Origin of the sequence: Thomasclavelia spiroformis DSM 1552 (assembly GCF_025149465.1) — a bacterium.
Taxonomy (GTDB): Bacteria; Bacillota_I; Bacilli_A; order Erysipelotrichales; family Coprobacillaceae; genus Thomasclavelia; species Thomasclavelia spiroformis.
On sequence record NZ_CP102275.1, the window covers coordinates 2,232,787 to 2,254,392 of the forward strand.

21 protein-coding genes and 1 pseudogene are annotated in these 21,606 nt (G+C 28.0%); 2 read left to right on the plus strand and 20 right to left on the minus strand.

Translation table 11 applies throughout. From position 1 onward, the window contains the following. Positions 1-56: 56 nt before the first annotated feature. The 11 genes from NQ543_RS10650 to NQ543_RS10700 form a co-directional block, all read right to left on the minus strand. Complete coding sequence (locus NQ543_RS10650) at positions 57-1,745, minus strand: sensor histidine kinase (RefSeq protein ID WP_004609394.1); 1,689 nt, start codon at positions 1,743-1,745, stop codon at positions 57-59. Continuing rightward, positions 1,732-2,415, minus strand: a complete 684-nt coding sequence (locus NQ543_RS10655; protein ID WP_004609393.1) for a response regulator transcription factor — start codon at positions 2,413-2,415, stop codon at positions 1,732-1,734. Before NQ543_RS10655 ends, NQ543_RS10650 begins: the two co-directional genes overlap by 14 nt. Before the next feature lie 12 nt (positions 2,416-2,427). Next, the gene (gene phoU, locus NQ543_RS10660) at positions 2,428-3,087 is read right to left on the minus strand and encodes a phosphate signaling complex protein PhoU (RefSeq protein WP_004609392.1); all 660 of its coding nucleotides are present in this window, start codon (positions 3,085-3,087) and stop codon (positions 2,428-2,430) included. A 9-nt stretch (positions 3,088-3,096) separates the two neighbouring features. Next, complete coding sequence (pstB, locus tag NQ543_RS10665; RefSeq protein ID WP_004609391.1) at positions 3,097-3,852, minus strand: phosphate ABC transporter ATP-binding protein PstB; 756 nt, start codon at positions 3,850-3,852, stop codon at positions 3,097-3,099. A gap of 1 nt (position 3,853) precedes the next feature. Then, a complete protein-coding gene (gene pstA / locus NQ543_RS10670; RefSeq protein ID WP_004609390.1) occupies positions 3,854-4,720 on the minus strand; it encodes a phosphate ABC transporter permease PstA in 867 nt (288 codons plus the stop codon). After that, positions 4,713-5,645 (minus strand): phosphate ABC transporter permease subunit PstC, encoded by a 933-nt coding sequence (gene pstC, locus NQ543_RS10675; RefSeq protein WP_004609389.1) that lies wholly within the window; start codon positions 5,643-5,645, stop codon positions 4,713-4,715. Before pstC ends, pstA begins: the two co-directional genes overlap by 8 nt. Positions 5,646-5,654: 9 nt before the next feature. Further along, complete coding sequence (locus NQ543_RS10680) at positions 5,655-6,497, minus strand: phosphate ABC transporter substrate-binding protein (RefSeq protein WP_004609388.1); 843 nt, start codon at positions 6,495-6,497, stop codon at positions 5,655-5,657. Positions 6,498-6,619: 122 nt separating this feature from the next. Then, positions 6,620-7,615, minus strand: a complete 996-nt coding sequence (locus NQ543_RS10685) for a helix-turn-helix transcriptional regulator (RefSeq protein WP_004609387.1) — start codon at positions 7,613-7,615, stop codon at positions 6,620-6,622. A gap of 11 nt (positions 7,616-7,626) precedes the next feature. Continuing rightward, complete coding sequence (locus NQ543_RS10690) at positions 7,627-8,259, minus strand: hypothetical protein (protein WP_004609386.1); 633 nt, start codon at positions 8,257-8,259, stop codon at positions 7,627-7,629. A gap of 252 nt (positions 8,260-8,511) precedes the next feature. Then, positions 8,512-9,681 (minus strand): aminotransferase class I/II-fold pyridoxal phosphate-dependent enzyme, encoded by a 1,170-nt coding sequence (locus NQ543_RS10695; protein ID WP_004609385.1) that lies wholly within the window; start codon positions 9,679-9,681, stop codon positions 8,512-8,514. Then, positions 9,681-10,172: an Lrp/AsnC family transcriptional regulator gene (locus NQ543_RS10700; RefSeq protein ID WP_004609384.1), complete on the minus strand. Its 492-nt coding sequence runs from the start codon at positions 10,170-10,172 to the stop codon at positions 9,681-9,683. Before NQ543_RS10700 ends, NQ543_RS10695 begins: the two co-directional genes overlap by 1 nt. 384 nt (positions 10,173-10,556) lie before the next feature. Here NQ543_RS10700 and NQ543_RS10705 point away from each other — a divergent pair, with 384 nt between their 5' ends. Together NQ543_RS10705 and NQ543_RS10710 are read left to right on the plus strand one after the other, a co-directional pair. Next, complete coding sequence (locus tag NQ543_RS10705; RefSeq protein ID WP_004609383.1) at positions 10,557-11,603, plus strand: lactonase family protein; 1,047 nt, start codon at positions 10,557-10,559, stop codon at positions 11,601-11,603. 236 nt (positions 11,604-11,839) lie between these two features. Continuing rightward, a complete protein-coding gene (locus NQ543_RS10710) occupies positions 11,840-13,006 on the plus strand; it encodes an AraC family transcriptional regulator (RefSeq protein ID WP_039903891.1) in 1,167 nt (388 codons plus the stop codon). Between the two features lie 414 nt (positions 13,007-13,420). Here NQ543_RS10710 and NQ543_RS10715 read toward each other — a convergent pair. From NQ543_RS10715 to fba, 9 genes and pseudogenes are all read right to left on the minus strand, one after another. Further along, positions 13,421-13,537: pseudogene (locus NQ543_RS10715) on the minus strand (group II intron maturase-specific domain-containing protein); the annotation flags it as partial. Between the two features lie 414 nt (positions 13,538-13,951). Beyond that, a complete protein-coding gene (locus tag NQ543_RS10720; RefSeq protein WP_004609380.1) occupies positions 13,952-14,140 on the minus strand; it encodes a hypothetical protein in 189 nt (62 codons plus the stop codon). A gap of 414 nt (positions 14,141-14,554) precedes the next feature. After that, positions 14,555-15,316: an ABC transporter ATP-binding protein gene (locus NQ543_RS10725; protein WP_004609379.1), complete on the minus strand. Its 762-nt coding sequence runs from the start codon at positions 15,314-15,316 to the stop codon at positions 14,555-14,557. Then, the gene (locus NQ543_RS10730) at positions 15,306-16,289 is read right to left on the minus strand and encodes a FecCD family ABC transporter permease (RefSeq protein ID WP_004609378.1); all 984 of its coding nucleotides are present in this window, start codon (positions 16,287-16,289) and stop codon (positions 15,306-15,308) included. Before NQ543_RS10730 ends, NQ543_RS10725 begins: the two co-directional genes overlap by 11 nt. Continuing rightward, complete coding sequence (gene isdE / locus NQ543_RS10735; RefSeq protein ID WP_004609377.1) at positions 16,276-17,166, minus strand: heme ABC transporter substrate-binding protein IsdE; 891 nt, start codon at positions 17,164-17,166, stop codon at positions 16,276-16,278. Before isdE ends, NQ543_RS10730 begins: the two co-directional genes overlap by 14 nt. Continuing rightward, on the minus strand, positions 17,144-18,046 hold the full coding sequence (locus NQ543_RS10740; protein WP_004609376.1) for a heme-binding Shp domain-containing protein: 903 nt from the start codon (positions 18,044-18,046) through the stop codon (positions 17,144-17,146). Before NQ543_RS10740 ends, isdE begins: the two co-directional genes overlap by 23 nt. After that, positions 18,037-19,563 carry an NEAT domain-containing protein gene (locus NQ543_RS10745; RefSeq protein ID WP_004609375.1) on the minus strand — a complete coding sequence of 509 codons (1,527 nt, stop codon included), beginning with the start codon at positions 19,561-19,563 and terminating at the stop codon, positions 18,037-18,039. The genes NQ543_RS10740 and NQ543_RS10745 overlap by 10 nt, the downstream gene beginning before the upstream one ends. A 199-nt stretch (positions 19,564-19,762) precedes the next feature. Further along, entirely contained in the window at positions 19,763-20,575 is an 813-nt protein-coding gene (locus NQ543_RS10750; protein WP_004609374.1) for an NEAT domain-containing protein, read from the minus strand. A gap of 119 nt (positions 20,576-20,694) precedes the next feature. Continuing rightward, positions 20,695-21,543, minus strand: a complete 849-nt coding sequence (gene fba / locus NQ543_RS10755; RefSeq protein WP_004609373.1) for a class II fructose-1,6-bisphosphate aldolase — start codon at positions 21,541-21,543, stop codon at positions 20,695-20,697. Between the last annotated feature and the right edge of the window lie 63 nt (positions 21,544-21,606).

A 21,606-nucleotide genomic window follows, 5' to 3' on the forward strand; every position in this document is an offset into this window, starting at 1 on the left:
TTTTTTATTTTTGGTCAAACACATTATTTTAATGCGTTACAGCCTCTTTTATATCTCTATTCTTCTTTTGGTAAAATTATTTTAAAAGTTGTTCCCTCATCTAGTTTACTTGTTAACACAATGTTACCTTGATAGTAATGAACAATATGTTTTACTATAGCCAATCCAAGACCTGTTCCTCCCGTTTCTTTATCACGACCCTCATCACATCTAAAGAAACGCTCAAAAACACGTCCTTGATCAATTTTAGAAATACCTCTTCCTGTATCACTTACTTCAATAACAATATTATGTTCTACTTCATATGCTTTAATTGTGATACTTCCATCTTTTTTGTTATATTTAATTGCATTAGTAATTAAATTACTTAACAATTGATGCATATGTTGATGATTTGATAAATAAATGATATCATTTATATCTTTATAAACTGTTAAATTCCTTTTATCAATTTCAACTTGCATTGTATCAATTATTTCATTTACTAATGGTTCAATATGCACAGGGTGTTTAATTACATCAACATCTTTATTTTCTAATCTTGATATCATTAAAATATCATTAATTAAATTAGACATATTATCTACTTCAGTATGGATTTTATCTAAGGCCTTTTTAGCTGCTTGTTCATCATTAATAACACCTGTTTCTAATAACTCACTATATCCTCTAATTGAAGTCATTGGTGTTTTTAACTCATGTGATACATTAGAGAAAAATTCTTGGCGCATCTTCATTGCATTATGATGATCAGTAATATTTACAAACAATAAAGTTACTCCATAATCAACTTTCGCAACATAACAATTATAATATTGTTTATCTTTTTCAAATAAAACAACTTGTTGTTCATCAGTTAAATTATCTAATGCTTTAATAATTTTAAAATCAAAAACAAAATCTTTAATTGATCGATTTAATTCAATTGTATTATTATATAATTTTGATGCTTTGCGATTAATCATCAACACTTTTAGATCTTCATCTAATAGAATAAATCCTTCTTTCATTTGATCAAGAATTCCCTTAATCTTGATTTGCTGATCATTCAATTTATTCATTGTATCTTTAATAGTTAACGCCTGTTCTTCAAGCTTAGAAGCAATGATATTAAATTCATCATATTTATAATAATCAAATTCTAATTCTCGATATTCTTTCATTTTTGTAATTTGATTTGTTATATCATTAATTGGCGCTGTTAGTGTATTTGCAAAACGTTTTGAAAGAATGATTGCAACTGCCAATGAAATCAAAATCCCAATTCCCATCGGTTTAATCAAAGTTGCTAAATTATCAAAAATGCCATTATACGGCAAAGCTAAACGTACAATAAAATCACCATTATAAAGTGCTACATATAACATATTTCTTTTTACCGAATTAGAATAACGTCTTGCATAACCAGTTCCTTCTTCTAAAGCCTGCTTTACTTCTTTACGACCTTTATGATTTTCTTCTAATCCTTCATTACTACTATCAGCTAATACTGTTCCATCATCATCAATAATTGTTAATCTAGTATGTGAATTATATGCAAGTGGATTTAATGCATCAACTTGCTGTTTTAAATTATTTTGAGGATCTAATTGATACTCAACTAATTTAACAGAATAAAGCATATCATGTTTAGTGTTTTCTAACATTATATCAGATAAAATTACCATCGATATACTTGAAGATAATGCCAGTGTAACCACCAATACCGTTAAAAAATAACGAAGTATTGTTTTATTCACTGTCATCACCCTCCTCATAGAAACGATAACCTACACTACGAATTGTTTTAATATACTTATGTCCATCATCATTTAATTTGCTACGTAAAGCACGAATATGGACATCAAGCGCACGAGATTCACCTATGAAATCATACCCCCATATTTCATTCAATAATTCTTCTCGTTCTACAACTCGATGTTTATTATCCATTAAATAGACTAACAATTGATATTCTTTGTTTGTTAGCTCTAATTTTTTACCATCCATTTTTATCATTCTTGTTTGTTTGTCAACTACAAGATGTTTTGTTTTAATGACATCACTTGTAACATGACGTCTAAGTAAAGAACGAACACGAGCTTGTAATTCAAGAATTCCAAACGGCTTTGTCATATAATCATCTGAACCACTATCTAATCCATTTACCTTATCTATTTCACGATCTTTAGCACTTAATATTAAAATTGGTAATTCATTGTTTGTTTCTCTAATCTTTTTGATTGCATCTATTCCACTCATCTTTGGTAACATTAGATCAAAGATTGCAAGGGACGGTGTCTCTTTTTTCATTAACTCTAAAGCATCAATAGCATTATCAAACTGAACTACTTCATAACCATTACTAACTAATGCTAAATTTATAATTTCACGAATATTTTCATCATCTTCAATTACAAATATACGCTCATTCATTCCCAGTTCCTCCTAAATCAAACGATAATTATCAACTGTTCCTGTTTGGTTAAACTCTACCCATTCACAAATATTAACAGCATGATCCCCAATTCTTTCAAAATATTTAGCAATCATTAGGAAGTTGATAACAATATCAATATTATCAGCTGCCTCTTTTACTATCTGAACTAATTCTACCTTAACTTCTTCAAATAATCCATCCATTTTATCTTCCATTTTTTTGATTTCTTTAGTTTTTTTCAAATCATGTTCATGGAATGCTTCAATAGCTCCTTTAACCATATCCCTAGCTAAAACTGCCATATTTGGAATATGTTCAACCATTTTATATGGGCTTTTAACATCTGTTTCTAGTAAAATCTCTGCAATATCTGCACCTTGATCCCCAATTCTTTCCAAATCAGTAACTACTTTTAAAGCAGTTGAAACATTTCTTAAATCACTAGCAATTGGTTGTTGTTTTAAAATCAACGATAAACAACGAGCTTCAATCGTCCTTTCCATATCATTAATAACTTTATCCCCAGCTAAAATATCACGACATAAATCACGATCTCCGCTTTTAAAAGCTGCTATACAATTTTCAATTGATAAAATTACTAAATGACACATTTTATCAAGATCAACATGTAACTTATTTAAATCTTTTTCAAAATTACTTCTTAACATTTTACTCTCCTATCCAAATCTACCTGTAATATAATCTTCTGTACGTTTATCTTTAGGCATTGAGAATACGTCTTTAGTTTCTCCGTATTCAACCATTTCACCAACTAAGAAAAACGCTGTATAATCTGCAATACGACTAGCTTGTTGCATATTATGTGTAACAATTGCAATAGTATATTTCTTTTTTAATTGTAATAATAATTCTTCAATTTTTAAAGTTGAAATTGGATCTAATGCACTAGTCGGTTCATCTAATAAAATAACTTCAGGTTGAACAGCTAATGCTCTTGCAATACATAAACGTTGTTGTTGTCCTCCAGATAAACCTAAAGCGCTTGTATTCAAACGATCTTTTACTTCTTCGTATAAAGCTGCTGCTTCTAGTGATTCTTTAACAATTTTATCTAATTCTTTTTTATTTTTAATTCCATGAATTCTAGGTCCATAAGCAACATTATCATAAATACTCATTGGAAAAGGATTCGGTTGTTGAAATACCATTCCTACTTTTTTTCTTAACACTGTAGTATCAACACGACTATCGTAAATATCTTCACCATCAAGTTTTACATCACCTGTGATTTTTATCCCTTTAACATAGTCATTCATACGATTTAATGTTTTTAAAAAAGTCGATTTCCCACATCCAGAAGGACCGATAAATGCTGTGATTTTATTTGTTTTAATATTTAGACTTACATTTTTTAATGCATGTTTTTCACCATAATATAAATCTAGATTTTTTGCTTCAATTTTATTTTCCATTCTACTTCACCTTATTTACATCGAATTTATTTGAGATTAATTTTGCTAAGAAATTTAATGCTAATACTATAACAATCAATACAAGAGCAATTACAAAGGCTGTTTCATAATTAGCTTTAGCCATTTCTAAATATAGTTGAATTGTAAGAGTTGCTCCTGAACTGAATAAATGAGAGAAAACATTTGTTGGTAAAACACTTACTGAGCCAGCTGTGAATAATAAAGCAGCTGATTCAGCAACAATACGTCCCATCCCTAAAATTATACCTGTTAAAATTCCTGGCATTGCACTTGGCAATAAAACAGTTCTAATCATATACCACTTAGTAGCTCCAATTCCTAAAGCAGCTTCACGATAACTCTTTGGTACACCCTCCAAAGCCACTTGAGTATTTCTACAAATAATTGGTAAAATCATAATCGCTAAAGTAAAAGAACCAGTTAAAATTGAGAATTTTAATTTTAATAAATTTCCAAAAAATAACATTCCAAATAAACCATATATAATTGAAGGGATTCCAGCCAAAACTTCAGTAGTAAAAGAAATAACACTAACAAATTTTTTGTTTTTAGCATACTCGTTTAAGTAGATTGCTCCACCAATTCCAATTGGACAAGCAACTAATAATGTAACAACAATAATATATAAAGTATTAATAATATTAGGTAAAATGCCCACTGTACCTTTTAAAATACTTGTTGTATTGACTAGATAAGAAAAATCAAAATGCGGTATTCCACGATATAATATATATCCAATACATACAACTAAAATCAGCACCGATAAAGCACTAGAAGCTTGAATAAAGAAATTTAGTACTTTATCACTAACTCGATTTTTTTTATCGAAAATACTAAGATTATTCATGCTGATCTCCTTTCTTGATAATAAATGTTAAAACTAAGTTAATAATTATGATAAAAATGAATAATACTAAACCAATTGTAAAGAGCACTTCGCGATGAGTACCTGAAGCATATCCCATTTCTGAGACAATTCCTGTAGTTAAAAAACGTACAGAATTAAATGGCAAAGGTACATTTACAGAATTTCCAGCCACTAACAAAATTGCCATAGCTTCACCAATTGCTCTACCCACACCAAGAACAATTGCTGAAACAATCCCAGATTTAGCACTAGGTAAAACGACTTTAAAAATAGTTTGCATTTTACTTGCCCCAAGTGCTAATGAACTTTTACGATAATCATCAGGTACAGCATTTAAAGCTGTTTCTGTTATATTTATTAAAGTTGGTAAAATCATGATAGCTAAAACTATGATAGCTGAAATTAAGTTTGCTCCACCAGTAAATTGATGAGTTTTTGATCCTGCAAAAATCATTCTTTCTAAATCATACATTAGTGGACAAACCAATAAAATACCTAATAATCCATATACAACTGAAGGAATTCCTGCCAATAATTCAATTGCAGATTTAACTATTTTTCTAACTTTAGGATTAGCTAACTCAGCTAAATTAATAGCCGTAAATACTCCAATTGGTACCCCGATACAAATTGCTAGAAAAACTCCAACAATAGATGTTAAAATAATTAAAAGTATCCCATATTGTGGATCAGCTGCAGTTGGTGCCCAAACTGTTCCAAAAAGAATCTCTAATAATCCTTCTTTGAAAATTGCAGGTGTTCCTGAAATAATCATATAACCAGTAATAGAAACTACTGCAATGATAGATACAATAGCACAGCCACGAAAGATTATCGCGGCTGTCTTTTCTACCAAAGATTTTGTTTTTCTATTACTTATAATAGATAACATATCTTTTTCCATAATTAACTCCTATTTTTTAGCACTTACTAAACCAACTTGTTCAATAACTTTTTGTCCAGCTTCACTATCGATAAATTCGAAGATTGCTTGAACAGCTTCACTTTGTTCACTAATTTTTCCTTTAGTAGCCATTACAAATGGTCTTTGTAATGAATAACTTCCATCTTTAATTGTTTCTTCACTTGCTTCTACACCATCAAGTTTTAAAGCTTTTACACTATCTTTAACGTTATCTAATGATACATAACCAATAGCGCCTTCAGTTTCTCCAACTTTAGCAACAACGGCACCTGTTTCATTTAATTCTTGAGCATATTTACATGCATCTTCAACTCCTAAAATTTCTTCAAATGCCCCGCGAGTTCCTGAACCAGCTTCACGTCCTACAACAACGATAGCTTCATCTGCGCCACCAACTTCAGACCAATTTGTAATTTCACCTGTATAAATTTTCTTTAATTGATCAGTAGTTAAGTCTTCAACATCATTATCTGGATGAACGATAACTGCAATACCATCGATTGCAACAATGTTTTCTTCCAAACCACCAGCTTTTTCTTCATCTGTTAAACTTCTTGATGAGTTACCGATATCTGCTGTACCGTTTGTAACTGCTTCAATTCCAGCACCTGAACCAGTGAATTGTGGTTCTAAAACTAAATTTGGATATACTTCTCTAATTGCTTCTGATAAACCATTTACAAACGGTTCCATTGATGTAGATCCATTAAGACTTACATTTCCACTTACATCTCCATTTGATGTATCTGTAGAAGAATCATCTGATCCACCACAACCAGTAAGACCTAAACATAATACTAATGTTAATAAAACTCCTAATGCTTTTTTCATTTTTCTAATTCCCTTTCTTTTTGTTAATCTTAAGACATGTATATAATAATCAAAAATATTTAATCTATATATCAATATTTTGTATTAATTATGTTAAATTTATGTAAAGAAAAGACAGAAATTTACTCAAATTTCTGTCCATACATTCTTAACATAAGTCTTAACCTTTTCTTAACAATTTCTTTTAAACTTAACGGTAATACTACCTCGATATTAGTTTGTAACATCATCAGCCAACCTACTAATCCATCAGATAAGGCAACATTTTTAATCAATCCTTCAAGTCTACCATCAAATCTTTTACATACAAAAATATCTTTTCCAAATTGATTAATGACTTCTTTTAAAACTTTTTTATCAAAAATAATTTTTAAATCAATTTTTTCATTACTAAGATACATATTTACATTTTTATCAAATTCTTTTTCCATATCAAATTGATCTCTAATATCTTCATATTCACTATTATGATTTATTACAAAGCGCATGCGATCAACACGATAAACACTTAAACTATCTTTACGTTTATTAAAATAACCAATTAAATAATAATTATTTCCATTTAAAATTAATTTATATGGTGAAACTATGTACGTTTCATTATTTTGATTTCCATTTTTATGATAAACTTCCAATAACTTATTATCAATAACATCGTAGCTTATATACTTAAAGGCAATATTTTTATGATTATTGATTGCTTTAATAATTGTTGTAAGACTTAATAATGAATTATAATTTGATTCATTATTACTTTCTTCAACATTTAAACGTTCAAGTTGCCTTACATTACTTAATAATGATAATTTATCAGTTAATTCTTTAGCAGAGTTTTTATCTAAATTAGTATTAGAGTTAACACTGTCCATTAATAATTGCAATTGACCATCATTAAAAAATTCATTTTCAATAATGTAACCAACCCCTCTAATCATTTTAATTAAATTCTTACCCGTATATAAAAAATAAAATTCATTTAAACGATCAATCAAGCGATAAACAGTTTTAATATTCATACTATAACCACAACATTCTAAATATCTTAAAATTACTTCCCCACTAATCGGTTGCTTACTTTCGCTTAAAATTTTATATACAAAATACATTTTATTCCCCATTAATATCCCTCCTATACCATTAGAAAATCCAAAGGCATATTTATTCTATTGTAATATTTTCGATATAATCGCCAGCTATAATTACGTAATTCAGGAATAAAACTTTTTAAATATTCATCCATTGTTACATACTCTAAATGTAAATACGCTTTTTTATAACATACTTCTAACAGCAAAATATAAGTAGCTAAATAATGATAACGCTCAACACTTAAATTCAATCGACTTGATAATGTTTCGATAAATGATTCCAAGATTTTTTCATCATACTTAATTAGATGTCTAATCAAACAATATGTTGTAATACAAAAACCAGCATTTTCAATAATATAGTTTAGTAATTTATATTTATATACTAATAATGGTTGATAATATTTATCTAATAAAATATTCATAAATACTAAATGATGCTCTATTTCATCAAAGCATGTACTATCATCAACTAATTTTTTTATTTTACTGAAAACAATTAATTGTAAATCCTTTTTTTTATTTATCTTTTTTTTAATACTTTTTATTTCAAAACTGCTATTAACAATATCATGAATATCTTGTAACCAATATCCTTCACTAATTTGTAGTAAATAACGTTTAACATCTACAATATTTTTTTCAACTACACTTTGATAACTTCGTACTTTCATATTAATCACTCCTTATATTCACCTATATTATAGTAAATATAAAAAGTTGATGATTTGAATTTATTAACACTAAAGCCTAAAAAATGGTTTTAATATTATCTTTTTTTAATATATGTTTTTTATTTACATTTTATATTTATCTTACTTTAAAAATTTTTATAAAAGTATCTTTATTTATATATTATAACCACCTAATTTTTTCATCATAAATTAACAAAAATGAGGTTATTTATCATAACCTCAAATAAATCATTATATATCTAATTTATCTAAGAATTTTTTTATTCTTGTAGTTGCTTCTTTAATTTGTTCAATAGAATATGCATAAGAAACTCTAATAAAACCTTCTCCTGCTTGACCAAAAGCAGTTCCTGGTACACAAGCTACCAATTGATCTTTTAAAAGCTCTTCACAAAATTGTTGTGAAGTCATTTTAGTTGATTTAATACATGGAAAAACATAAAAAGCTCCTTGTGGAGTAAATGTATTCAACCCCATATCATTAAATGCTTTAACAATATAATTACGTCTTAACATATATGCTTTTCGCATTTTTTCTATCTCATCATCACAATATCGCATTGCTTCTATTGCTCCATATTGAGCTGCAGTTGGTGCTGACATAATTACATATTGATGTATTTTATTCATAGCATTAATAATAACTTCGTTAGCTAAAACATATCCAAGACGCCAACCAGTCATTGCATAAGCCTTAGAAAATCCACTTACTAAAATAACTTGATCTTTTATTTCATCAAAAGATGCAATTGAACAAAATTTTTGCTCATAAGATAATTCAGCATATATTTCATCTGTTATTACAATCAATTCATGTTTTTTAATAATTGGGACAATTTTCTCATAATCCTCTTTTGTCATAAATCCACCAGTAGGATTACTTGGATAGTTTAATAAAATTGCTTTTGTTTTAGGTGTAATAGCACTTTCTAAAAGCTCAGGTGTTAATTTAAATTCATTTTCTTCTTTTAAAATAATATCAACTGTTTTACCACCAGACAATACAACTCCAGGTGTATAAGCCACATAACTAGGTTGTAACAAAATAACCTCATCGCCAGGATTAATAATTGCTCTAAAAGCTAAATCAATAGCTTCAGATCCACCAACTGTAACAATACAATTTTTATCATATTCATAATCTAAATTAAATTTTCTTTTTTGATAACGACATATTTCTTTTCTTAACTCAGATAAACCTCGATTAGCAGTATAAAAAGTTTTTCCTTGTTCAATTGAATAAATAGCTGCTTCTCTAATTTGCCATGGTGTATCAAAGTCAGGTTCACCTACTCCAAGGGAAATAACACCTTCCATTTCAGTAGCTAAATCAAAAAATTTACGAATTCCACTAGGGGGAATTTCTTTAACAGTATCATTAATAACTTTATTTAAATCCATTATGGTGTCACCAATAACCTTTCTGCAGGTTCTTTATCGTCATCGTCAAAAATAACACCATTATTTTTATATTGTTTCAATACAAACATTGTCGCAGTTCCAGTTACTCCATCTAAAGGTGCTAATTTAGATGCTACAAAACGTGCCGTTTCTTGCATTGTATGTCCTTTAACAATTGCTACAAACTCAAAACTACCACTAAGTAAATACATCGTATCTACCTCTGGAAAAGCATAAATTTTTTTAGCAATACGATCATAACCATATTCTCTTTCTGGAGCAACATTGATTTGTATCAACGCCATAACGCTATGTTTATTAGTACGATCCCAATTAATAATCGTATGATAACCACAAATTATTTTATCTTTTTCTAACTGACTAATTGTTTCAACAACATTATCTTCACTTTCATTTAATGCCATCGCCAAATCAGTTACTTCCATTCGTGCATTATTATGCAGCAACGATAATAATAAATTTTCATCCATACTTATATCCTCCAATTTATTTTATTCATTATATAACATTTTATGATTAAGGTAAAGTTTGCAATAACTGTTTAAATCTCTTTATTATTAGTTTTACTTAAAAATATACTATGTGCACTTCATTTTTATATAATCATTTTTAAATATAATATGATTATCAAAAAGGAAACTTTATTTATATATTGAACAACGTTAAAGATTCACAAAATTTTTATATTAAATAGTAAAACAATACTCTTAAATATTAATAAAGATATCTAAAAAATAGACAATCATTTTAAATGCATCTGATATAATTAGTTCAATAAATAAAAAACTCTTTTTATATAAATATTTATCATCATATTTATATTTATGTTAAAATAGTTAAAAGGGGGAATATGAATGCATACTTTTTATGTATCTAGCTTTGGTAAAAATACCAATAAAGGAATATATATTGTACACTTTGACGAAACTAGTGATGAACTTTCAATTATACAACATATAGTTACTAAAGATTATCCATCATATATGGTTATCAAAGATAATAACTTATATATTACTTACAAAAATGCTAATCGTTCTAGTGATGGCGGTGGTTTGGGAAGTTTTGCGATATATAAAGATGAATTAATCATTAATAATAATTTTGCATCTAACGGGCGCTCATACACACATTTATGCATTAGTGATAACTCGCGTTATCTTTTTGCCGCAAACTATCAGGTTGGTTCTACGGCTTCATATTTATTAGAAAACGGGCATATTAAAGAAAAGATTGGTGCAATTCATCATATTGGATTAGGACCTGATTTACTTAAAAGACAGACCGGGCCTCATTGTCATTATGTTGGAATTAGTCCTGATAAAGAGTTTGTTTATGCTGTTGATTTAGGAGCAGATAAAGTAATTATGTACAAATATCACGATGGTAAATTAGAAGAAGATAGTAATCATAATTTAAATGTCGTTCCAGGTTCAGGTCCACGACAAATGATTTTCTCTAACGATGGTCGCTTTGCTTATTTATTAAATGAAATTTCTAATAATATTATGGTGTTTAAATATACTGATAAATATCTTAATTTAATTCAAGTATTACATATTACACCTCGTCATTTTCATGGCTTTTCTAGCGCTAGTGCAATTCGTCTAAGCAAATCCGGTAAACATTTATTCGTTTCTAATCGCGGTCATGATAGTATTGCTTTATATCGTGTAAACCAAGAAACTGGAAAAATCACTTTGTTATACATGGTTCATACTGGTAAAACACCTAGAGATTTTAATTTCATTAGTTCTAAATATTTGATTGTTGGAGCACAAGATGATGATGAAATTGAATTATTTAAATTTAATGAGGAAAAAGAAGAATTAATACGAACTGCAATTACTTTAGTTATTCCTTCACCAGTATGCATTGCTGTTAAAGAGAAAAAAGAAAAATGAGGTATAAAATAAAGGGAGATACTCTCCCTATTATTATTTATCATGTAAATAAAGGTAAATCTATTATTTGTGATAGTGCCGCAATAAATTGAATTGAACCAGTTATGGAAATGAAAACTTCCAGTGGTGATACTAATTTATTAGTATTTTTTAATAAAATATTTGCAAAAATTATTTCAAAAAGTATACTATATATATGTATTTTAGTTATATATAATTATACATGGAGGCTTTCTATGATTAATAAGACATCAAGTATTGAATTTAAAAAATATGGATCAACCTATGAAGAACATATGTCAGTTAAAGATAATAATTTAATATGTAGAAAATTAAATACATCTGGGAGAATTATTAGTCACATGTATTGTTTTTCTTGCCCGGTATATATTGAATTAACAGAAGGAATTGCTTCAATTTTAATTGGTAATAGTCTAGAACCGGATAAATTAGAAACTTTTGCAATTCATCACTATTTAAAAATTGATGCAAATAAATATTTTAATATTATTCCACTATCTCAAGAAATTGAAAGTTATTTAATAACTCCCGCAAATTATAATCTAAGAACTGAATTTTTAAATCCACCATATGTTTATAAACCAATTGTTTCCAAACTACAAATCGAAGAAATTCTAGGTTATTATTATGTAATTAAAAGTCCTAATTATCGTTTTAAAGGAGAAGCTCATAAACATTATGAATTAACATATGTTGATCACGGTAGTCTGGACACAACTGTAGAAGGAACAACGTATACTTTAAATAGTTATGATTTAATGTTATATGGGCCAAATCAATTTCATACTCAACAAATTACTAAAAATAAATCTTGTTCATATTTAACAGTAATATTTAATATGGATATTATTGATGATGATGCTATTTTAAATCGCATATTTCATTGTGATAATGAGCTGCATAACATTTTTAATAAATTTGTCAAAGCAAGTTCAAATTCATTGCCTTATTCAAAAACATTAATGCTTTGTTATTTACAAGAAATTATTATTTTACTCACACAATATGATTCATCGGGCGAAACAAAGCATATATCAACAGGTCCTATGCAACATTTTCAAGATGGCCTATTGCAAGAAATTCTAGATTATATGAATTCAATGATTACAGAACCTTTAACGATTGAAGAAATATGTCATAAATTTTCAATTTCACGTTCTTCTTTACAAACATTATTTAGAAATAACTTAGAAATTTCTCCAAAAAATTATATGGTTCAAATAAAATTAAAAAAGAGTAAAGAGCTTATTCGCGAAAACAAATATACAATTAGTGAAATTGCTTTTATGCTAGGATTTAGTTCAATTCATTATTTTTCTAGAACATTTAAACAACATTTCAATCTTACTCCTAGTGAATATGCAAAAAAATTATATAAATAAAATCACTTTTTAAAGAGGGAGTTATCTTTTTTCTTTTATAATTACATTCATCTTACTTTATAAATTCCATTAATTATTTTTTGTAATAAAAATATTAGTTAAAATTAAATAAGCACTAAGAATTAAAATCTTTCTCCCCTTTCACAACACCGTGCATAGAGTTCCCTACACGGCATTTCATAAGTTTATAAAATTGTAATAATCTAGCGCACTTATAAATCCATATCTTTTCAATCTTTCATTTGTAAGTGTTCTAGAGAGTATGAAGCTATTGGCTATGTGCCAATAGCTTTTTCTTGTGTTTGCCAATTCCCATGCCTTTCTTTTGTTGATACCTAACTTTTGTAAATTTCTATATTACGTTCTAACCAATTTCCATCTTTTCCAATATATCATTCGTATCCTTCTTCTCATTCACGAGTTTACTTCTTTTAAATATTTTCTCATGTTGGTTATCCTATAATAATTTACCCATCCTGTAATATATTCTTTTAATTCTTTGGCTAATTCCTTACTTGATATTGAACATTTCTTTTTGGTTAAAACCCATAACCATTATCACTGAATTAGAGTTCAAATATTAATGTTAGCATTTACTATTGTCTGTTGAATTACCTTATTCGTCACCGTTCTTTAGGAACACCGCCGATTTCTTCGAATGCCTGAGCTAAAAATATTAATAAATTATCAGTTGTAGGCTTTAATATTAACTGTCTGTAATTGTATCTCAACCAGAATCAGTTTCAAAACATTCGATAAAAGAACTGGTTCTGTTATTTTTAAATTTACTATTGAGTTCTTCATTATTCTTAATGTATCTGAAAAATGTCGAACGTGTACAGGTGATAGTATGTTCACGTTTCATAAAATAATAAATATGATCAATACAATCAAAATTTCTCTGTTCATCACACAAATATCTGTATATAAGATCTTTATAATCATCTAAATATCTTTTTCTGTTTCTTGTTTTTTAGGTGTGATACCATTTAACCTTCTGCTTAGTGTTTTTCGGCAACAGCTTAATTCTCTTGCAAGTTTAGAAACATTCAATTTAATTTCTCCTTCCTTATAGGCTCTGCTTAACATAAAAGCCTGATCTAAATTATTTATTTTAATAACTGCTGTATTCAATATAATTCACTCCCTTACAGGAAAGAATTATATCAAAAAAGATTACCTTGATTGATTTAAAGTGTAACTCTTATATGCAACAATTTGGGTAATCTTATTTTATATCTTCAGCTAGTGGTTGGTAGTACGAATCCCCACAGTGGACTTTTACCACCTAGTTTTATACCTTGCGTGGCACACAAAAAAGCTGTTGACTAATTTCAACAGCTTTTGACTGTATTAATACAGTCTTTTTACTAAGGACATGGGGAGATGTCTTTAAATATTATAAATATTTGGGAAAATATCTTTTATGTAGTCATTTAGGAGAAAGGAATAAAATATATCTTGACTACGATTATTAGTATAGGAAATAAATAACGCTATAATTATTGATAATTTTAGGACTTTATCTATTTATTTCGTTAAATTATGTTATTGATAATTTAATACAATTTTATTATTTTGATACTCAATTATATTAAAATCATAATCATATAGTTGTTTTAGAGATTTACTTGTTATTACTTCATTTGGTTTTCCTTGAAATAACATTCTGCCATCTTTCATCGCTATTATTTCATCACTATAATTAATTGCTTGGTTAATATCATGATGAACCATGATAATTGTCATTTGATAATCAATATTTATCTTTTTAATCAAATTAAGTATTTCTATTTGGTATTTTACATCTAAATAAGTCGTTGGTTCATCTAACAATAAAATAGGTGTTTTTTGAGCTAATGCCATTGCAAACCAAACCCGTTGTTGTTGTCCACCAGATAAATTAATTAACGGAATGTGTGCATATTCTTTTAACTTAGTAATTTCTAATGCGTGTTCAATGATTTTATAATCATCACTGCTAAGGCTTTGATGATAATTTAAATATGGTAGACGTCCATATCCAACAATTGTTTTTACATCCAAATCTCCTTGAATATTATTTTTTTGATGAACCATAGCTACTTTTTTAGCAAAATCTTTATTTCTATAATCCCAAATATTCTTGTTATCTAATATAATTTTACCTTCACTAGCCTTATAAATACGACTTAATAACATTAATAAAGTAGATTTGCCACTACCATTGGGTCCAATAATAGATGTGATTTTATGTTTCTTAAAACTAATTGATAAATTATTTATTAGCGGTTTATTTTGATATCCAAATTTTATATTTTTAACTTCCATTTACATCAACGCTCCGTTTCAATAAAACAATAAATAATGGACCTCCTACTATCGCCATAATTATTGCTGATGAAATTTCATATGGTGCCATGATAACTCTACCAAGAGTATCGGCACTTAATAATGTAATTGCTCCTAGTAATATACAAATAGGAATTAAATACTTATGGTCGTTTCCTATTAATAATCTCGAAATATGCGGTACTAAAAGTCCAATAAAGCCAATGACTCCTACAACAACTACACTTATACTGCACAATAATACTGCAAGTAAAGATAAACCAAAACGATACAAATTAACATTGATTCCAAGTGAAATTAATGTTCGTTCCTCTAAACTAAACAAATTACAAGCTTTAGCCATCAATAATGTAATAAGCATAATTGGTAATAAATAAAGTACCAAAATCTTAACATCATTCCATGTATATAAAGAAATCGTACCAGTTGCACTACTAGCAATAGAAGAACTAGAACTTTGAATCAAAGTAATTAATGCGCTAATAGTATAATTAATTGCTACACCTATTAAAATAATTCGTGTTGTTTTAAAACCAGCTTTCCATGATAAACTATAAATCAAGGTAAATGTTATAATACCACCTAAAAATGATAAAATTGGTGTTATAGCATAAAATTGTGGCAAAAATATTCCTACTATTACACTTACTAAACTTGCACCATTAGAAATACCAATTATCCCAGGATCAGCTAAAGGATTTTTTAAAACAACTTGAAATAATAAACCTGATAAAGCCAAAGCTCCACCAACTAACATTGCAATTATAATTCGAGGAAAACGAATATTATAAACACTTGCCACATCTACATCATATTCCACAAATAATCCTTTAAATAATTGAACCATTGATACTTTAATACTTCCTAAATTTATTGCAATAAAAAAACCAAAAAATAAAATCACCATTAACATAATCATAAATATTTTAGGATGTTTTTTAATTTGTTCCATATAAAATTCCTTCTAATACTTCTAATCCCTTTTGATAATTAAAATTAGCACTCATACCAAAATAATTATTATCCAAATCATAAACTTTATTATTTTGAACCGCACTAAACTTACTCCAAATTTCATTTTCTTGAAATTCTTTTTTAAAACTTTCTATTACTTGCTCAGGCATTGCATGACTAGTTCTTAAAATAATATCTGGATTTTGCTGTAACATATCCTCTACATTAACATTAATAAAATCCTGCCCATTTCCATCACCATAAATATTTGTTCCACCCGCTAATTTAACTAAATCACCAACATAACTAGATTCACTAGCAACAACATAACTACCGCCTGGAAGCCCCATCAAAATCAATATTCTTGGACTAGCATTATTTTGATATTTATCACGAAAAGAAATCATATAATTAACAAAATCATTCACCATTTTTTCTGCCTGTTTTTCTTTATTTAAAAGTACCCCTAATTCTTCAATACCCTTAAACATTCCAGAAACACTTTTTAAATTTAAAAATGATGAACTGATTCCAATTTTTTCGTATTTACTAGATAAATCACTCTCTAACGAATTAGGACTTAAAATCACATCAGGTTTCAATGTTGATAACATTTCAACATCTGGTGCCATTGCTGTACCTAATTCAGTTGCTTTTTTATAACGTTTAGGAACTGAGTATGCTTCAGTTGTAGGAATTCCTACAACTTGACTAGCCGGTACATCTAATTCCTTCAGAATTTCTGTTACTGCCACTGAAGTTGCAACAATTTTTAACTCTTGGTTACTACTAGTTTTTCCACTTTGATCAACACAACCTATCATCATAGCAGCTATTACGATTATAAAAATACTATTTTTTAACCTTTTTAACATAAAATATCCCTCCTGCTATGATAATTAATATCATGATTCCTCCAATAATTAATCCAAAATTATTAGTACTATTTTTAGTACTACTAGCTATATTTTTTAAATTTTCAACTGTTAATTTTTTATCAGTATTTACTTTTCCATTACTATCAATAATGTAATTTGATAATCCTTTAATGTCTTGTAACAAACTTTCTTTTGTTATTGTTCCTACAGTTGTTACTGGAACTTGTTCACTAGTATTTTCTTTTGATTGTTGTTCGTTTGTATTTTCATTAGTTTTGTTTTCATTTATATTAGTTGTATTTGAATTATAATTATTAGTTGAACTAGTTGTAGAATTAGTTTGCGAATTAGTAACCGTTGGTATCATTTGACTATTATAAACACCTGTCCCCGAGATTATAGAACCTGTATCCAATTTTATGAAAAATTGAACATCTCTACCCATTGGGTTTACATACATCATTGGACTAATATATACATCCAATGAATTTACTTGAATTCGATAATGGTCAACAGTATCACCATTTGCATAACTACTTCCCGTTTTTGTAGCACTAACATTACTAAAAGCACCACTGTTATTCATTATTTTAAATTTCACATTTGAAATATTTGAAGCTAATCCAATCCCTATTGTTATATAATATTTACTATTTATTTGTTCCAATAAAAGATTACTTTCAACAATATTATTAACCATACTTTCACCTAGGGTTATATTGGTTCCACCATCTTCAGTTTGACCAGTTAGAGGATTAACATAAGATGTGGAGCGACCTATTAGATACGCTCCATCATCTAAGGCAAAAGTAGGTTTATAACTAGTTACTACTAATAAAATAGCAACTAGAGTTAAAATCACTTTTTTTATTTGCATAATTTTTTTCTTACAATATATCTAATTGCAATAAATGATGAAATTAATAATCCTCCCATTAACCCCACATTTACATTATCACCAGTTTTTACAGATGAAATAGCATTTTTATCTGTTGTGGCAGTTACATTATCATTAGATGTAACTGGTGATGTATTAATATCTGTTTTTGAACTATCATCTGTTTGTGGTACTTCTGGATTATCCGTAGATTCTGATATAAATTTTAACGTTGAATAATCTACTTTAAGTCGTGCTGCTATATCACTATTTCCCATGATTGCTACATGTGGATTTACTACTACATCTATTAGTTCATCTTCATTTGGTAATGTAAATGACCACATATTTGGATTACCATTACTTTCTTTGTTTACTATTGTAGCTGGATTTGATTTATAATCACCGCTTATTGAACCAATATATAATTCTTGTAAACTTGCTTTAATTGTTCCTAATGTCATTTCTTTTGTTGTTATATACATTGTTGCTATTCCATCTTTTACTACCACTGTTGCTGTTTTATCTATTGCATCTGCTGCCATTGATGGTTGATCTTTACTAGCATTCCATAAATCTACTTCTACACTATATGTTCCATCTTGAGTGAATTTACTTGGTGTTTCTGGTTCAATTAACGTTGGGTTATCTAATCCTAAAGATAATCTTGCTGATGATCCTCTTTGACTACCCATGTAATAAAACTTAACATTTGTCAATTTAGTATTTTTGTCTAATGTAAATTGTAATTCAGTTACATTTCCATCACTATCTCTAGCTGTAATATCTACAGCTTTATAAGTGCCATCTGACAACTGATATTCCATGTTATCAATATATGCTGTTTGTCCCATCATACTTACAAATCCCATTTGTAAAGTAACTAATAATTTATTATTAGTTGCCTCTACAGTTGCCCCTTTAACCGCTTGGGCAGCCATAGATTGTTCATCTTTATCAGCTTTTAAAACATCACTATCTACTTGATAAATTCCATCTTCTAAAGTATATTCTGGTACTGGATCTGGAGTAGGTACAACAATATCAGTAGTACTAAATGCAATATATGCATCTACTGTCATCATCATTGCATCAACATACATTTCAATATATACCCCACTGCTATCAATAGCAACAGGTATTTTTACTTTCTCTACTTGTTGGTTTCCATTACTATCATTACGATAAGTTAAAATAATTGCATCATATTTTGAAGAACTTGTATCTGATTCATAATATTTGATATTTGAAGCATTTCCCTTTAAACCCATTAAACTTAATGTTTTAAATTCAGCAATCAAATACCATTTACCTTCTTCTACAGATAAAATTCCATTTTCTACTAACGCGCCCGAAGCCATTGAATCATTAGCTATATTACTTGCATTTTTTAATTTTACAGGAACTGAATACGATCCATCTGGTAAAACTTCTTTGGCATTAATATTTTTTAATTGATTAATTTGTATACCAAAGGCCATCATTAGTACAAGTACTATTTTTAATATTTTTTTCATTTTCTTCCTCCTTTAATGTTAGTTTAGCCTAACTAAACAGCTAAAAATAATAGTTAGCTAACCCTAACCACATGAATTATTTTACATATTTAAAATTAAAAAACAAGTAATATTTTTGTTTCATGACTGAAAATAACCTATTAAATTACGTTGATTATATAAATAAAAGAATATTTTTTTATGTTTCATTGGTGAAACATTATTTTAGAATAATATTCAAAACAGCACAACTTTCAGGCATATGAATAATCCCAACATTAGCCCTAACTTTTATTTTAATACTTGTTTGTAAGATTCTTTCTTCTTTACAATAGTGAAATTTTAATCTATCAATAGGAATAATATAGCTATTTTTTATATTTTGGCTACTAATAAATTCTTGATCAAGCATATATTTTAATGATTCAACTTGACCTTTTAAAATTATATTCCCTAACAAAGATTCATGTTCAATTTCTTTTGGAAATAAGATTAAATTTCCTTTTCCATTATTAATTTCTAATATGCCCGGATGCACAAAACCATCATTAGCCATTGATATTTCAAGCTTATTTAGCTTATAGATAGTAAAAGCAAATTGATATTTTCCATCTTCTAAATTAACAGTTAACATATCTCCACTAATACTTTTTATTTTATCAATTTTTTCAAATAATTTTTTCTTATATAAATCACTAATTAAATTATAACGAGTTTTATTTGATAGTACTAAAACTAACGTTAAAGCTTCCTGGTATGCTTCTTCATCACTCAAATTTGAAATATTTTTTAACCATAATTTAATTTCTGCAATATCTTTAAAATAATTTTTTGCCAGTTTTTCCCCTTTGGTAGATAATATTCCTTTCCCTTTTTGAATTATTAAATTTTCATGATAAAAAATATTTAAAACTCGACTAAATGTTGACTTAGAAACTCCAAATTCTTCAGCCAATCTTGTAACTGTACAATTAGTTTCTTTTTGTTTATATAAAAATAATAGATATGCTAATTTTTCTTTTGTTATTTCCATATTTCCTCCTATCGCTTAACAAAGTTATATTCATCTAACATATTATCATTTTTTAATTAATAATTAAATAGAAGCATAAAAAAAGATCAACTTAATTAAACTTAAGTTGATCAAATATACTATGCTTTATTTACACTTCCAACAACATGCATTTTAGACATTACATATTTTTTAACCTCTTCACGTCCAACACTGCAATATTTTTTTGGATCAATAGCATCAGGATTTTTATCTAAATATTCTTTTACTCCTTTTGAAAAAGCAATTCTCAAATCAGTTGCATAATTAACTTTACAAATACCACGTTTTACACACTCACTTACCGTTTCATCCGGAACACCAGAAGTACCATGTAATACTAATGGAACTGAAACAACTTCTTTGATTTCACTAAGACGATCTAAATCTAACTTAGGTTCTCCTTTGTAAACCCCATGAGCTGTTCCAATAGCAACAGCTAAAGAACCAACTCCTGTTCTTTCTACAAATTCTTTTGCTTCTAATGGATCTGTATATCCTCCATCTCCACCATCTAAATCATCTTCTTTTCCGCCAACTTTTCCTAATTCGGCTTCAACGCTAACTTTTGAAGGATTACAAGCATCAACTACCGCTTTTGTTAATTTAATGTTATCTTCAAATGATTCATGTGATCCATCAATCATAATAGATGTATAACCTACTCTTAATGCTTGCATTGCAAGTTCAAAACTATTTCCATGATCTAAATGAATTGCAACAGGAACACTTGCATTCTGCGCAGCTACTTTTGCATTTGCATAAAAATACTCTAAACTTGCATATTTTACAGTTGAAGGTGTAGTTTGCATAATTACTGGAGATTTCAATTCTTCAGCTGCAGCTACTACAGCCATAACCATTTCCATGTTTTCGACATTGAATGCTCCAATTGCATATTTGTTTTTTTGTGCATCTAATAAAATCTCTTTTGTTGTAACTAATGGCATATTAATTCCTCTTTTCTTATCAATTCTTGATACGATTATAACATATTTTTTTAATTTGTATAT

Bases quoted from the DNA above. Each gene is read 5' to 3' on its own strand.
- NQ543_RS10710 (WP_039903891.1), top strand. From the start codon at position 11,840: ATGATTAATAAGACATCAAGTATTGAATTTAAAAAATATGGATCAACC.
- NQ543_RS10695 (WP_004609385.1), bottom strand. From the start codon at position 9,681: ATGGATTTAAATAAAGTTATTAATGATACTGTTAAAGAAATTCCCCCT.
- NQ543_RS10730 (WP_004609378.1), bottom strand. From the start codon at position 16,289: ATGGAACAAATTAAAAAACATCCTAAAATATTTATGATTATGTTAATG.
- NQ543_RS10650 (WP_004609394.1), bottom strand. From the start codon at position 1,745: ATGACAGTGAATAAAACAATACTTCGTTATTTTTTAACGGTATTGGTG.
- NQ543_RS10705 (WP_004609383.1), top strand. From the start codon at position 10,557: ATGCATACTTTTTATGTATCTAGCTTTGGTAAAAATACCAATAAAGGA.
- isdE (WP_004609377.1), bottom strand. From the start codon at position 17,166: ATGTTAAAAAGGTTAAAAAATAGTATTTTTATAATCGTAATAGCTGCT.
- pstB (WP_004609391.1), bottom strand. From the start codon at position 3,852: ATGGAAAATAAAATTGAAGCAAAAAATCTAGATTTATATTATGGTGAA.
- fba (WP_004609373.1), bottom strand. From the start codon at position 21,543: ATGCCATTAGTTACAACAAAAGAGATTTTATTAGATGCACAAAAAAAC.
- NQ543_RS10700 (WP_004609384.1), bottom strand. From the start codon at position 10,172: ATGGATGAAAATTTATTATTATCGTTGCTGCATAATAATGCACGAATG.
- NQ543_RS10740 (WP_004609376.1), bottom strand. From the start codon at position 18,046: ATGCAAATAAAAAAAGTGATTTTAACTCTAGTTGCTATTTTATTAGTA.
- NQ543_RS10690 (WP_004609386.1), bottom strand. From the start codon at position 8,259: ATGAAAGTACGAAGTTATCAAAGTGTAGTTGAAAAAAATATTGTAGAT.
- NQ543_RS10725 (WP_004609379.1), bottom strand. From the start codon at position 15,316: ATGGAAGTTAAAAATATAAAATTTGGATATCAAAATAAACCGCTAATA.
- NQ543_RS10750 (WP_004609374.1), bottom strand. From the start codon at position 20,575: ATGGAAATAACAAAAGAAAAATTAGCATATCTATTATTTTTATATAAA.
- NQ543_RS10680 (WP_004609388.1), bottom strand. From the start codon at position 6,497: ATGAAAAAAGCATTAGGAGTTTTATTAACATTAGTATTATGTTTAGGT.
- NQ543_RS10745 (WP_004609375.1), bottom strand. From the start codon at position 19,563: ATGAAAAAAATATTAAAAATAGTACTTGTACTAATGATGGCCTTTGGT.
- NQ543_RS10655 (WP_004609393.1), bottom strand. From the start codon at position 2,415: ATGAATGAGCGTATATTTGTAATTGAAGATGATGAAAATATTCGTGAA.
- NQ543_RS10685 (WP_004609387.1), bottom strand. From the start codon at position 7,615: ATGGGGAATAAAATGTATTTTGTATATAAAATTTTAAGCGAAAGTAAG.
- phoU (WP_004609392.1), bottom strand. From the start codon at position 3,087: ATGTTAAGAAGTAATTTTGAAAAAGATTTAAATAAGTTACATGTTGAT.
- pstA (WP_004609390.1), bottom strand. From the start codon at position 4,720: ATGAATAATCTTAGTATTTTCGATAAAAAAAATCGAGTTAGTGATAAA.
- pstC (WP_004609389.1), bottom strand. From the start codon at position 5,645: ATGGAAAAAGATATGTTATCTATTATAAGTAATAGAAAAACAAAATCT.